At 46.0% G+C, this 14321-nt stretch carries 15 protein-coding genes; 5 read left to right on the top strand and 10 right to left on the bottom strand.

All coding sequences use genetic code 11. The annotated features are described in order from the left end of the window. Positions 1 to 70: 70 nt before the first annotated feature. The 8 genes from ACO5JD_RS08985 to ACO5JD_RS08950 all read right to left on the bottom strand — a co-directional run bounded on the left by ACO5JD_RS08985 (position 71) and on the right by ACO5JD_RS08950 (position 8811). Positions 71 to 940: a PfkB family carbohydrate kinase gene (locus ACO5JD_RS08985; RefSeq protein ID WP_484989302.1), complete on the bottom strand. Its 870-nt coding sequence runs from the start codon at positions 938 to 940 to the stop codon at positions 71 to 73. A gap of 54 nt (positions 941 to 994) precedes the next feature. Then, positions 995 to 1963, bottom strand: coding sequence for an SIS domain-containing protein (locus ACO5JD_RS08980; RefSeq protein ID WP_484989300.1), 969 nt, complete (start codon positions 1961 to 1963; stop codon positions 995 to 997). A 52-nt stretch (positions 1964 to 2015) separates the two neighbouring features. Beyond that, entirely contained in the window at positions 2016 to 2864 is an 849-nt protein-coding gene (locus ACO5JD_RS08975; RefSeq protein WP_484989298.1) for a sugar phosphate isomerase/epimerase family protein, read from the bottom strand. Between the two features lie 3 nt (positions 2865 to 2867). Then, positions 2868 to 3713 (bottom strand): sugar phosphate isomerase/epimerase family protein, encoded by an 846-nt coding sequence (locus ACO5JD_RS08970; protein WP_484989296.1) that lies wholly within the window; start codon positions 3711 to 3713, stop codon positions 2868 to 2870. A gap of 20 nt (positions 3714 to 3733) precedes the next feature. Beyond that, positions 3734 to 5281 carry an amidohydrolase gene (locus ACO5JD_RS08965; RefSeq protein WP_484989294.1) on the bottom strand — a complete coding sequence of 516 codons (1548 nt, stop codon included), beginning with the start codon at positions 5279 to 5281 and terminating at the stop codon, positions 3734 to 3736. Between the two features lie 147 nt (positions 5282 to 5428). After that, on the bottom strand, positions 5429 to 6199 hold the full coding sequence (locus tag ACO5JD_RS08960; RefSeq protein ID WP_484989292.1) for an alpha/beta hydrolase: 771 nt from the start codon (positions 6197 to 6199) through the stop codon (positions 5429 to 5431). A 74-nt stretch (positions 6200 to 6273) separates the two neighbouring features. Next, on the bottom strand, positions 6274 to 7719 hold the full coding sequence (locus ACO5JD_RS08955; RefSeq protein ID WP_484989290.1) for a YfcC family protein: 1446 nt from the start codon (positions 7717 to 7719) through the stop codon (positions 6274 to 6276). A gap of 363 nt (positions 7720 to 8082) precedes the next feature. Beyond that, a complete protein-coding gene (locus tag ACO5JD_RS08950; RefSeq protein ID WP_484989288.1) occupies positions 8083 to 8811 on the bottom strand; it encodes a GntR family transcriptional regulator in 729 nt (242 codons plus the stop codon). A gap of 325 nt (positions 8812 to 9136) precedes the next feature. Here ACO5JD_RS08950 and ACO5JD_RS08945 point away from each other — a divergent pair, with 325 nt between their 5' ends. The 5 genes from ACO5JD_RS08945 (at position 9137) to ACO5JD_RS08925 (ending at position 13023) form a co-directional block, all read left to right on the top strand. Continuing rightward, on the top strand, positions 9137 to 9949 hold the full coding sequence (locus tag ACO5JD_RS08945; protein ID WP_484989286.1) for a BtpA/SgcQ family protein: 813 nt from the start codon (positions 9137 to 9139) through the stop codon (positions 9947 to 9949). Between the two features lie 2 nt (positions 9950 to 9951). Then, on the top strand, positions 9952 to 11466 hold the full coding sequence (locus ACO5JD_RS08940; protein WP_484989284.1) for an FGGY-family carbohydrate kinase: 1515 nt from the start codon (positions 9952 to 9954) through the stop codon (positions 11464 to 11466). 64 nt (positions 11467 to 11530) lie between these two features. Then, on the top strand, positions 11531 to 12025 hold the full coding sequence (locus ACO5JD_RS08935) for a hypothetical protein (protein ID WP_484989282.1): 495 nt from the start codon (positions 11531 to 11533) through the stop codon (positions 12023 to 12025). Positions 12026 to 12176: 151 nt separating this feature from the next. Beyond that, positions 12177 to 12587: a hypothetical protein gene (locus tag ACO5JD_RS08930; RefSeq protein ID WP_484989280.1), complete on the top strand. Its 411-nt coding sequence runs from the start codon at positions 12177 to 12179 to the stop codon at positions 12585 to 12587. Positions 12588 to 12765: 178 nt separating this feature from the next. Next, a complete protein-coding gene (locus ACO5JD_RS08925) occupies positions 12766 to 13023 on the top strand; it encodes an ATP-binding cassette domain-containing protein (RefSeq protein ID WP_484989278.1) in 258 nt (85 codons plus the stop codon). A gap of 380 nt (positions 13024 to 13403) precedes the next feature. Here ACO5JD_RS08925 and ACO5JD_RS08920 read toward each other — a convergent pair whose 3' ends face one another. Continuing rightward, a complete protein-coding gene (locus ACO5JD_RS08920; protein WP_484989276.1) occupies positions 13404 to 14180 on the bottom strand; it encodes a Cna B-type domain-containing protein in 777 nt (258 codons plus the stop codon). Further along, positions 14170 to 14289 (bottom strand): hypothetical protein, encoded by a 120-nt coding sequence (locus tag ACO5JD_RS08915; RefSeq protein WP_484989304.1) that lies wholly within the window; start codon positions 14287 to 14289, stop codon positions 14170 to 14172. Before ACO5JD_RS08915 ends, ACO5JD_RS08920 begins: the two co-directional genes overlap by 11 nt. Positions 14290 to 14321 lie beyond the last annotated feature (32 nt).

Raw genomic sequence — 14321 nt, 5'->3', positions numbered from 1 at the left:
ACTGTCCTTAAATCTCCTCTTGAAAATGCTTGACAAGCCATAGCTGGTCTCCTTTCCCTGAGTCTGACACTTAGTACTGGTACCCATGACCCCAAGAACCATCGACAGCGCAGCAAACTTCAGATGCAAAATGAGCAGCAAAGTCAAGGCCGGCGACATAAGCGTCCTCATCTGTCATGCCTTTTTTCTTACAATCGAGAGACTTCACCAAGAAGGCTGTTAAAAATGAATCTCCTGCCCCCATAGCGTCTTTCATATCAGCAACTGGAACGGATTTTTGACGATAAAAACGCGTCCCATCATAGGCAAAACAACCCTCAATACCCCGCGTTGCACTCACCCACTTAGGACCAAGCTCATGAATCTTAACTAGACGATCATTCATCGCATCATGCGTAAGATCAGAGGCAGAGAAAAATGCATAGCTCACACTAGGCGCAATCTCCTGGTAGTACTCCCAAGATGAGTCATCCGAGAAATCAAATGACAGTTCAATACCCGCCTCGTGAATTTTGGGTAGCTGCCGCTCCATATAGCAGTAGTTTCCAGAATGAACGACATCAAACTGTTTGAGATACTCAAGATCAAACCGGTCAAGGACAAAACTCGTCTCACCGCGAATGCCCCCAGCGTTATAGTCACCCCAAAGGCGATCGCCGTCTTCAGCAATTGAGACACAAGAAAATCCATTGGGGCCAAGCAGCTGCTTACATTTGAGTGTTTCGATATTTTCCTCGTGCAGGGCTTCAATCACGTGTTCGGCACGTTCGTCGCTGCCAAAATAGCCCATATATGCAGAGCGACGCGCGCCAGCCTTCTTGGCATAAACAGCGAAGTTTACACAGTTGCCACCAGGAAACTCAGTACGAATGTGCTCATACACATCGACAACATTATCGCCAAAGCCACAGACGGCAACATCAAATCCATGAAACTCCATGGCATTCTCCTCCCAATGGGTGTACAGAATCTTATTGCTCCGGACTGTTACTGACTAATACGTAACTTTGCCCATGTAACGTCGGTAATCGGGATTGTGATCAAAAAGCTCACCACGAGCAGCGCGCAAAGTAACATTCATCTCATAAAACAAAATCGGATCAAGATAGGCGCGGACCGCTTCATCAATAGCACCCATACCGTAATCAAGAGCATCAAGCACCATCAAAGTGTCTGTATGTGTCTCAAGGAAGTTACGAGCACGTTCATCCATTGCGCGATTGACACCTGAGCCCAGTTGCAAGAAATAGAAAACGTCATTCTCGGTACATTCAAACGGGCCGTGGAAATACTCGCCGGAGTGAATATAGCAGCAGTTTTGCCACTGCATCTCCTGTAGCGAACAAATTGCAAACCCATAGGTCTGACTAAATGTCGGACCAGAACCAAGGATGTAGAGAAAGTTATGCTTTTGGCATAAAGCGGCAAAGCGATCGCCCAATTCAGCTTTGCATTTTGCTTTTGCAGATAGCAAAATTGAATCAATCTTTGAAATACCGTTAACGAGTGCCTCATAAAGGCTAAAGTTTTCGTAAGTACGCATAAGCTCAGCTGCGAGCATCAAGCTAAATGCAGCAGGTTTTTCAGACTGCGGGATTTCATCCGTCCAGCTATATACCCAGCATGGCCATTCGCCTGAGTCAATACGCGACCCTGCATGATTGGTCATAGCAAGGACTGCTGCACCTCGGGATATAGCGAACGTGGCAGCATCGTAGCTCTCTGGCGTGTTGCCTGAATGACTGCAGGTAATCACAAGGCTGTTTGTCCCCAGTTTGGCAGGTGGCATAAGACAGAATTCGCGCGCAGTATAGAAGGCGGAGACAATCGTTTCACTCTGAGCATTAAGTAAATAGCTTGCAGGAATCATGTCAATCATCGAGCCGCCACAGGCAACCCAATAGACCTGTTTGATAGTGCTTCTCTCAGCAATTACTGCGTCGATATACTCCTTGGGGGTCATTAAGTTCTCCTTTTCTCTTTGTGTGCGAGCACACCTTAATCACATTGTTGTCTTATCTGTCTTCATCGAAATAACGCTCTAGGTTATGGAAGTTACGAAAATCGGCAGCAGCGGGATCGCTTATATAACGCTCATCTGTAATCTCCTGGCCCAAAAAACCCTGGTAATTGTATTTATTAAGAGTTGCAATCCAATTTGAGAGACTGCGATTGCCGTCTCCCCAAACAAGGTGCCCATAGGGATTGCAATCAATAAAATGCATGTTGCGGATTTCATCACCAAAGGTTTCAAACCACTGATCAAGCGTCTCGCCCGAAACACTCATAGCAACGGTATCCACCATTATTTTGAAGTTAGGATGGTTGATCTCATCATACATACGCTTGGTATCTTCAAGGGTTACCACCAGTTGACTCTCCTGTGGGCGTAGCGATTCGATGGTAAGGATAATGCCCTCCTGCTGAGCTACATCTGAAAGACGCGACAGCATATCACGTGAGCGCTTCCATGCTTCCTCGCGGTTCTCATTCCAATAGCCCCACCCAGAATTGATGGAGAGGTACTGTGCTCCAAGTTCTGCGCTCAATTTAATACCATTTTTGAAGTACTCAAATATCGGTTCAATCAAAAAGGATTCTTGGGGATTGACCTGGTATGGCGAAACAACGTTTTCAGGACAAACAACATGGGTCGTGAGATCATAGCTTTCTATTTTTCTCTTAAGCGCCTTTGCATCCTCATAGCCATATCGATCGAGATATACATGCGGCATATTGACCCACAGCTCGATGCCGGTAAAACCCAACTCCGCCTGAGTACGCAAAAAAGAATCGAGTGACCACTGAGCCCAATGAATGTTCATTCCATCAACTTGTTGGCGGCGAATAGTAGGATAGGCCATCGTTTAGACCTCCTCATCGCTGAAATATTTGGATAATGCAGTAAAGTTAGTCTTGTCAGCCGCCTTGGGGTCGTCAAAGTAACGTCCATCGGTTAGCTCTTGGCCAAGAAGTCCGTCATAGTTATATTCGTTGAGAACATCAAGATAACGCTCAAGTGGGAATAAGCCCTCTCCCCACGCAAGATGAGCATAGGGGCGACCATCAACAAAATGACAATGGACTATTTTATCGCCCAAACGTTCAAACCATTGGCGTGGAGTTTCGCCCTGAACGCCCATAGCTACTGTATCAAGCGCGGCACGAATATGCCTGCTATCGACAGCCTCAACCAAGCCAGCAACCTCTTCGAGCGTAATGCATGTTCGAGCTTCCTGCGGACGTACTGCCTCAAGTGCGATAGTAACACCTGCTTCCTGCGCGTAGTTTGCAATCTCTATAAAGTGACGGATGGCACGGTCATATATAGCGGTGTGATCTTCGTCCATGGTGTCGCCACAAGCATTAGTAAGCATCATATTTGCACCCAGTTGGGTACAGACATCCATGGCTCTCTTGAAATATTCCATTGATTTCTTATGTGCAATTGCATCAGCATAATTGTTTTTCCATTGAAAACAGGAGCACTCAGGAGTAAAAAGACCGATCCGCAAACCACGATCCTCAATCTTCTTACGGACATCGGCTACATTTTGATTCCAATCGGAATCCATATTGAAGTGCGGTGCCTGACCGATAAGTTCAATTACCTCATAGCCAGCCTCAACATGTCCATCAAGCATATAGTCGAGCGGATACATGAGATAATGAATGCCAAGTGCACATACCTGCGATTTCTTAATGTGTGCCACCTCTCCCCCTTCCTACAATGTTATAAATCCTCATAAACGATGCGACCGGAAGATAAGGTCAAGACCACCTTGGTATCACGAGCCTTTGTTGGAGCAAGTCCAATTACATTACGATCAAGCGCAGCAATATCGGCGAGTTTGCCCTCTTCAAGCGTGCCCAGGCGATCTTCGGCATAACAGTTGTACGCGCCATGCGCTGTCCATGCGGTAAGCAGCTCGGGAATACTGAGCATGTTCTCGCGGTTGATCGCAACGCCATCATTAAAATATCCGCCACAACCACAGAAGATGGATTCTCCAATATGTGGAATCAACAGCGGCAGGTCAGTACCACAAGAGACAAGGACTCCGCTATCCCACATCTTGCGGCGATTCCAAAACTGTGCAAAGCGCTCAGGACCAATCTGACGAAGCGCCATGCTCTTTATGTCCTCTGCGCTGTCAAGCGACTGAATCTGTGGATAAATCTCAGCGATTCCACCAAGAGCTCCAAAACGCTCAAGATCCTCAGAGTTGGTGCACTCAAGGTCAGTGATAGCATGACGGTTGGTAAGGCGACCGGATGCGTCATGAGCGCAAAGGCGATCGAGGGCATCAATGGCATGTCGGACCGCACCATCACCTTGACAATGGAGTGAATATCGAAATCCAGCAGCATCGACAGCGTTCAGTTCAGACTCAATAAGCTCCCACTCAACGGGTGTAGCAACTCGCATAGTAGGATTGCTCGTATAAGGATCGATATACTCAGCAAGACCACCAGCAACACCCCGGTCAGTCATGCGGTTGTACCCTGAAAAGCTTACGTAAGGTCCTGTAAAATGCTCTCTCATGCGTATACCATGCGCAATGTTAGCACCATACCCCACGGGCTGACTCATCATATCCACATGCAGGGTCATCTCACCCGCTTGCTCCATTTGAGCCATCACATCCGCAAAGCCATAGTAATCATCAAAGGTTATCTCTTTAATGGAGGTCACACCCCGTGTATTAAGTAGACCCATGTAGTCGTAATACCGACTCTGTACCTCAGGTTGTGTGAGATACTCAGGCATCATGCGCCATATCATCTCGGCCCAACAGGCTTCGGGGGTAAATTGATAGCGCTCTCGAGCAGCGCTGTTCATCCAACAGCTACTGCGATCTGCGGTAAATGCGACAACGGGACGCGTTGGGAATACGACAGAAAGTAGCTCTTCTGCGTCTTCGTTAAAGACCTCAGAATTCCAAGCGTGCCCAAAGAGTCCAATGTCACCTGGATGTATAGAATCATAACTTCGCAGCGCTTCGATACTCTCATCGATGCTGCGTGCAGATGAGAGGTCACAGCCCAAGCTCTCAAGTACCCAACCAGAGAAAAATGTATGTACATCGACCATACCAGGCATAACGGTACGCTCACCCATGTCAATAACGCGAGAGGAATGAGCTGTATAGCGGATGGCGTCAATAGCCTTTCCTACTGCTTTAATCACGCCATCTTCAATAGCGATAAAACCATCGAACGATTCGGTACCAGTGGCAGGAAAAATACTTTGCGAAAGAATAACAATGCTATCTGACATGCTGCTCCCTTTTTTCGTCGACTGATTTTTACTGCCTATACAGCCTTCTTTGAAGTGTCCACTTTTTTTGATAAGATCTCAGCAAATTATATAACGTTATATAACATATTGTTTAGACAATATTGTTTTTTCGCGAACGGTTTTGCTTCATTGGATGCCCACAAAAGTTTTAATAACACGTTCAATAGCGGAATCCCAGAAGAGAAAATTGTGATCTCCACCCGCTTCGAAGTAGCTGTGTTCCCATCCAATATCATTGAGATTTTTTGAAAAAAGCCTATTTTGCTCTAGGAGAAAGTCTTCATTTCCGCAGCATTGAACCAGAAGAGGCCGTATCTGTGGGTTGACATTTTTTGCCAAGCATACCAGCTCATCCGCAACAGGACCCTCACAGCCAAAGTAGGCTTGTTCCTCGGGAATAGCAGTGCCCTCCCACGACAGGAGAGATTTTGCCCCTGAAATGATGGAGAGGTCGCATACAGCAGACAACATGCCAATACCAGCAAAACTGTTTGGATATGTCAGTCCTATCTTCGCCGCACCGTAACCACCCATACTCTCGCCCGCTATGAAAGTGCGAGAGCAATCCGCAGACACACAAAAGAACTTGTTCACAAGCTTTGGCAGCTCTTCAGCAACATAGCTAAGATACGCAGGTCCAAATGCTGTATTGGTATAAAAACTACGTTGCACCTCAGGCATAATCACCCAAAAGTTATAAAGCTTTGCATACGCTTCTATTTTTGAAAAGCGAGGCCACTCATCACAATCGGATCCCAAACCATGTAGCAGATAAAGTACGCGGGGTGTTCCTTGCACAATAGGCCAAAAGTCTTCCGACTCATCAGGCACAATAATGTTCACATGCGTTGTCTGACGCAAGCTCTGCGAATAGAGATTTCCTGAAAAAAGTCCCATTATAGACCCCTGAAAAGACGACCCTTGCAAGGTGCAAGAGTCGTCATATGCGCGCGTCGAATAGTCACTACTAACTAAGCTACGGGAAGCATGCCAGAAATTGCGGTGATCACGATGCCGACCACCATAAGCAGCAAAATAAATTTCCAACTGGTCTTCCACCACTGCTCAAGACTAATTTTGGAAACACCCAGACCAGCAATCGTCATTCCGGCAGTAGGACTAATACAATTGATAATCTGATTGGAAATGCACATTGCGGTGACAGCACCTTCGGGATTGACGCCCATAAGCTCGGTTAGCGGACCAACAATAGGCATGGTAAGTGCTGCCATACCAGATGAACTAGGAACTAGGAAGGTAAGAAGTGCATAGACAATATAGAGCATTGTTGTATAAATAGGCGCAGGAACTCCCGCAAGTAGATTGGCAAGGAAATTAAGAATGGTATCAATAATCATGCCATTTTCAGCGATAACAAGAATTGAGCGGGCTAGACCAATAACCACGGCGGCATAGGCAAAATCTGACATTCCTTTGACAAATTCTTCAGCCATCTCATGTTCGGTAAGGCCACCAACAATACCAGCGAGCAAACCCATGCCAACAAACACAGCGGAGATTTCATCCATATACCAGCCTTGAGTAATGAGGCCCCACACAATAAGTCCCATGCCGCAGGCAAAAACGACAAGGACAGCCTTTTGGCGACCTGTGAAATGGATATCAAGGGCATCGTCGGTCACAGAAAACTCAACTCGTTTAGCAAAATCATCCTGATGAGTAATCGAAAACGTGGGATTAGCCTTAACCTTACGTGCATAGCGCATAACCCAAATGATAGTAAGCGCCATAACAATAACCCAGGTAATTGCACGCAACCATAGCTGCGGGTTTCCTTCAACCCCGATAATACCTTGAGCAATAAGCACGTTGAAAGGATTGATAGTAGAGGCAATATAACCCGCATTGGGGCCCATAAAGCAAATCATAAAGGCTGTCATTGAGTCATATCCCATCGCCATCATCATGGGAATAAAAATTGCGTAGAACGGCAGAGCCTCCTCAGACATACCAAAGGTAGTTCCACCAATACCAAATAAAATCATGGCAACAGGAATAATGAGAGCATCTTTTTCTTTCAAAATCTTGATTAGAGCAGCCATTCCTGCATTGATAGCATTTGTTTTTGTAATAATTGCAAAAGCACCGCCAATGAGCAGTACAAATGCCACAACATCAGAAGCCTGTTGAATGCCTTGAGTCGGAGCCATAAGCAGACTAAATATACCCTGACGTAAATCGCCATCCTCAGTAACTTTATCTACGGGCGTATAGGTACCAGCAACTGCCACACTACGTGTACCGGCCGCCGTCTCCATCTCTACGCGCTCAAATGAGCCTGATGGCACAATCCACGTGAGGATAGCGAATAACACCATAAGCGCAAAACAGATGGTGTAAACATGTGGGACCTCAAATCCCTTTTTCTTCTTCTGGGCAAGGGCTTCCTCATCCATATCTGCCTCCTATCTCTAGCTTGCATCCCCAGCAGAGGGAAATTCCCCTCTTACATACGTTATATGACATGATAGACGTTATACAACGTATTATATTGGAGAAGCATAGCATTATGGATAGATAATCGGCTCGTACACATGCGTGCCAATACAAGAGCAACTCTGCGCGCACCAAACGTGAGTAACCGTAAAATCCGCAGGTAAAATGTCTAATTATCTTATGATGTTTTCTTTAGATAGCAGTTATGTGCTTCCGCAATTGGTCAAAATTTTGGGGTAAGCGGCAGATGTTATATAACAACCTATAACAAAATGGCCAATTGTAAAGCGAAGTTAAGACTTACAAAAAAATATGTGCACTTGTTACACCACAAAAATAAAACGTGAACCAACGATGTATTGATGCTCAAAAAACAAAGCTTCACCGTTATTTCCCATCATACAGGAGTCGAGCAAAAAAAGCGGCTCGCCCACTCCTACCGACAGGTCGCGAGCAGTATCAGTAGTGGCAAGAACAATCTCGATGTTACTTGGCGTAGAATCATCAGGTCTGAAGCCAAGCTTCTCTTCAATGAGATCAAAAAGTGATGTGTCATCGAGGTCCGCATCTATCAAGAAGGCAAATCTGTTGTAGTTGTAGTAATTATTCTCCAACATGATGGGATCACCATCAGCAGTACGAACGCGGCGAATATAAATAAGCTTGTCATCTGGATTAAGACCCAAACGTCGCTGCCCTTCTTTCCCAGCAGCAACGATCTTTCGCTCAATAACATGAGCTCCAGGGGTGAGACCGTTGAGTTTACAGGTATCCGAAAAACTCTGAACCATGCTCTCTTGGGTAATCTTACGATGAAGCTTGCGATGGGTCACATAGGTACCTTTTCCCTGCTTTTTAGTAAGGATTCCTTCATCTACCAGTTCCTCAACAGCACGTCGCACAGTAATGCGACTTACCGCAAACATCTCTGAAAGCTCAGCTTCGCTTGGAATTTTGTCGCCGGTATTATAGGAGCCATTGTTAATAGATTTTTTTATTTCTTCCATAGCTTGTTGATAGAGAGGGGTCAGGGATTCCTCATCGAGCTTCATATGCCACACCCTTCTATCGGATGACAAGTAGCGTGCAAAAACCTATGCGAATAGTAAGTAATAGTAAGTATATATAATAAGCTGCATCAACTTCAGACGATATTGAAGCTTAAAAACCTGTTTTCTACCTAGGAACAGCCTTATATAACAAAAAATAAATTAAGTATTTTACGAATTTCTGTAAAGGTCTATTCACCGTATTGCCCTTCTACCGACAAACTTTCATCCACACCGAAATCTCCTTGAATATCAGTCCTTAGTAATATATAACGTACTATAACGTCTTATATTTATTGAGAAAGCCTACAGGAGAGGGGTTTGGTAAATGTCCTTCCTCAGCTCATTGTTTGGTACAGAAAAGCCAATTATTGGTCTGCTTCATCTTAGGGAGTTACCGGGAGATCCCTTTTATCCCAGTGACGGAACTATCGACAAGGTTATTGACGCGGCAAAAGCAGATCTTATTGCGCTTCAATCTGGTGGGGTCGATGGAATACTCGTCACTAACGAATTTAGCACTCCCTATCAAAAACATGTCTCTCCGGTAACGACAGCTGCGATGGGTTGTGTTATTGGTGCAATCAAGGACCAATTTTGTATACCCTTCGGTGCAGAAGCCATTTACGATGGCAGCGCTACGATGGACTTGTGTGCAGCAACAGGCGCATCATTCACGCGCTGCGTTTTTACTGGTGCTTGGTCAGGCGATGGTGGCATTGTTGATCATGACGTATCTCAAACTCTTCGCCATAAGCATGACTTGCGTCTAGATAACCTGAAGCTCTTTTACTTCATTACAAGTGAGGATGAAAACAATATTGGTGGACGTACGACCGTTGAAATGGCAAGTTCATTGCTATTTAATGTTCGTCCCAATGCGTATGTAGTAGGGGGATCAGGACCAGGGCGTCCTGCCACCACTCAGCTCTTCTATGATGTCAAAGCTGTCGCGAAGAATGTTCCTATTGTCTGCGGAACTGGCTGTCGCGAGGATAATGCAACTGAAGTCCTCTCTGTATGCTCGGGAGCCTTTGTTGGCTCTGCGTTCAAACGTGACGGCGTCTTCGATAATCCTATTGATCAAAACCGCGTTGCCTCATTCATGCAGCTAATTCGTTCTATCCGTGGGGAGGAATAGGGATGGAGCACTTTTTCATCGGTATTGATATTGGGACAGGTGAGACTCGCGGTGTTCTCATTGACAAGACTTGCCGTGTTGTTGCTTCGGAAGCCATACGACACAATGTCTCAAATCCTCAGCCCGGCTGGTTTGAGATGGATCCTGAAAGCGAATGGTGGCCCGAATTCTGCCAGGTAAGTCGCGCTCTTATTGCAGAGGCGGGTATATCAGCTGAACAAATTGCGTGCGTTGGTCTTTCGTGTATGGGCTGCGACTGTATTCCGGTTGACGCCGATGGTACCGCCCTTTCAAAGGCTATTCTTTATGGCATCGATTCCCGCGCTACTAGGGAAATGGCAGAACTCGGTGAAATGCTCGGCGCTGATGCCGAACATATTATGGGGCATGCAATTTGCACGAGCGATATTGCTCCAAAAATTATGTGGTTCAAAGATAATATGCCTGAAGTTTGGGAGGCTGCCGATAAATTTCTTACAGGATCGAGCTATCTCTGTGCAAAGCTCACTGGCAATTTCACCATCGACGTATATCTCGCCGAAGAGTTTATGCCCTGTTATGATCCCATCAGCTGGGAGGCCAGCGAGGTGGGCTGCCGTGATATCTGCCATCCCAATCAGATGGCCCGCGTTATGCATGCAACTGACATCGCTGGTACCATAACTGCACGAGCCTCTAAGGAGACGGGGCTTGTCGAAGGGACTCCCGTCCTTGTGGGAACTGGTGACTCCGGCGCGGAGGCCATTTCTTCTGGCGTCTTCCAGCCAGGGGATATTATGGTTCAATTGGGATCTACCATTTTCTTTGTCTGCATGACTGAAAAATTAATCAATGATTCACGTCTATGGCCTGGAACATTTATTATCCCTGGCACCTATTCACTTTGTGCCGGCACAAACACCGCAGGCGCTCTTACCAAATGGCTACGCGATGTAGCATATAAAGATGCTAAAGCGAGCGAAGAGACTGGCGGCGGTAATGCTTTTGAAGTTATGGCGCAAGAAGCCTCAACCATATCACCAGGTTCCGATGGTCTTTTATGCCTCCCCTACTTTGCAGGTGAACGTACTCCAATCAACGATCCAGAGGCTCGTGGTGTATTTTTTGGTCTTACCACAAACCATACACGTGCTCATCTTTCGCGTGCTGTTATTGAAGGTATATCTAGCACCATCGCTCAGCATTTCGACATCCTTGCTGAAAATAATGTCAAGCTTAAAAAGGTTATGTGCACAGGCGGTGGTACAAAAAATGAAGCTTGGCTACAGTGTGTAGCAGATATGATTGAACGCCCAGTCGCCATTCCCGAAGTAACCATTGGCTCAGCGTATGGGGATGCCCTCATGGCAGCATTAGGCGGTGGAGCCTTCTCTAGTTGGGCTGAACTCGACCAAGCAGTAAAGCCTGCATGTGTATACTATCCCAACCCTAAGAATTATTCGACATATCGTTCTCTTCGCAATCGTTTTCAGAGACTTTATGAAGCTACCAAAGAGATAATGCACGAAAGAGATTAATGCTATCTGATGGGTTTGTACGCATGTATACAGCTCATCGTATATTCGAGTTTTAGGAGTGCTCATGGAAGAGCAGGGATTCAATAAGTGCATCATCTGCGGAGAAAAAACTAACCAGGTAGCGACCGTCTATCTTGGTCATGAGAATCGCAGTAAGGGCGGTCGCGTCTCCATGAGCTATAAACAGCTCGATAAACCCATCTGTGAGAAATGTGCTTATGAACGTCATGTAAAAGAGCCTCTACGCTGGCTTTTCCCCTTTGTTCTACAGTTAGGCTGGTTTGAGCTTGTGCGTGCAGGCCACAGCTTTTTGGGCTATATGAGTATGCTTTTTGCACTCTATGGCCTCTATAGACTTGTTATCAACATCGGTGAGCTTCTCTGGCGCAAGCTCAAACCACATCACGAAGTCCCACGGTGGCTCGCGGAACAAGAAACCGTTGCCGATCTCGCAAGTGAATGTCTCAAGCATCATCTCAAGGACAACTATGTGGGGACATCGGAACATCTCGAAACCATCCGAGAGTATGAGCGGAAGCACCCTAATACACACAATTAACGTTGTGCTTAAGTCTAACTGCAACACAACACCAGCTTTTTTTATTTAGCAGGGCAATCCTTAAATCTTTTTTTCATATGATAAAAAGTTTGAATCTGTAGTACCTGACACCTGCAATGAGGAAAAGGTTTTGCAAAACCGTATTTCTATCATGGACTCTGTCATTTGTATTGTGTTTGCCGTCTTTGTTCTTCTCTACATGAATCCTTTTATTGCTGTTATCTCCATTGCAGCCATGGCAATTCCAAGTTTGTTGCCAAATCTCTTCACTAAGGCACTAGGAAATGCGCAGACTACAATTATAGAGTCAACGACTTCTTATAATGAGACGCTCAGCGATCTGCTCAACGGTCATGAAGTGATAATGACTTACCAGGCCGAGAAGGAGATACTTCCAAAATTCATTTCAGATGCCCGGCGCCTAGAATACAGTAAAGAGCAGTTGTCGTCACTGATAGCAGGGGTGTACGGCCTAACCCCCTCTCTCGTCCGTTTCCGTACAATTTTTGATTATGGGACTGGCTGGTTATTTTGCCATGAGGAGATATATAACCATCGGTAGCATTATGGCGGTCACCCAACTTACAGGACAGGTTATATCGCCTGCTTTTGAACTGTCCACTAAGATAAGCAAATTGAAATCTGCAAGACCTGTATCGGAGACCTTTAATGCCCTGTCACCTCCAGGGACTTCTGACAAAAGGGCGATGACGAAATCCTCAAGGCAGTAAAAAGCTGGCTTGACTGAATTTATAGCTGCGTTACCACAGGGTCTTGATAGCATGGTTGAAGCAAACGGTTCCAACTTCTCAGGCGGAGAGTGTCAACGCATTGCTATTGCCAGGGCATTATTGAGTAGCAAGGATGTACTGCTGTTGGATAAAGCAACCTCTGCCTTAGATGAGCAAACCGCAGCTGCGGTAGAGGACAGCATACTGTCACTGAACGATGTTACTTGCATCAGTGTCACCCATCGACTTACGCCTGAGACAGCATAAAAGTACGATAGAGTTCTTACAATGGATGCAGGACATTTACGCTAAATGAGTAAGTATGTACTGAAGTAGCATTTTTAAGCTTCAAACAAAAAAACAGAGATATCAAGCCTCTGAACTGCGGCTTTATGGTCGGGACGACTGAATGGGACAAAGAGATAGCTTCGTAGCCATGATGGCAATCAATGAGATGAGATAGTCGTGGTAGCCATCGAGATCGCATATAGCAATCCCTCCCCCTGTTATTATGCATTGTCGCGATGGCTTTCTGCTAAAGATGAACCTTCAAGCTAGAAGAAAACTAAGTACTCCTACTAACGTGTTATAACCCATCAATAGGAGTACTTAAGCTAGTTCAAACTAATGACATCCATTTATAAGATTTACCGACGATCAAGATACTGTGTCACATTATTCACCAGAGAATTTCTGTGACGTAGACTTATTGCCACAGCAAACGTTAAGACGGATGCCATCAAGAGCAAAGCGAAAGACGGAATGTTCACATCACCAGTTTGTGGAAGATAGCCAGACCTTTTGCGAGACTGATTCGGTTTATTGGATTTATGATCCTTTGACTTGTTTGGTTTAGAGCTCTTTGGCTTATCGGGCTTGGGCTTCTCGGTATTGGTCACGGTAAAGCCAGAATCGGCGTCGCCAGAGACCTTAGAGGTATCGCCCTTAACGGGATCCTCAGAGATAGTGTAGACGATAGCCTTGCCGTTGGCATACTTGGCGAGGCCGTCGAAAGAGTCCGCCCAGCCGTTGTCAGCTGAAAGTGTCAGTGTTCGGCCAGTATCGGCGCCGTCAGCCAGCAAGTGAATGGTGACAGGACCACCCTCAGAACCAGCCCACTTCTTGGTAACAGGAACAGATGTAGTCTCGGGCGCATGGGTGTTGGTAACAGTAAAGCCTGTCGTGGCATCGCCGGAGACGGTGGCGGTATAGCCCTCGGGCACCTCGACCTCCCTGACGGTGTAGGCGATGTCCTGGCCGCATTCCTTCTGGAAGAAGCCTGTCCAGGTGTGGCTCCACTGATTGTCGGCAGAAAGCTCGACAACATCACCTGTCGGCTCACCGTTGGCGTAGAGCTGAACTTTCACGGAGTTCGTGCGGATACCGTCTTGGTCGTTGGCATCATCCCATTTCTTAGTTGGCATCATCCCATTTCTTAGTGACAGAGATAGATGTCTCCTCAGGTGTATAGCTGTTAGTGATGTTAAATCCTCCAACCTTAGGTGTATATCCTGATATAGTATCTTCCGTTATTGTGTATGTAATTTTATGACCCTCGTTATCGT

The organism is Olegusella sp., assembly GCF_057238325.1.
Note: the sequence above shows the minus strand (reverse complement) of the source record. Positions and strands in the feature narration are given on the sequence as shown.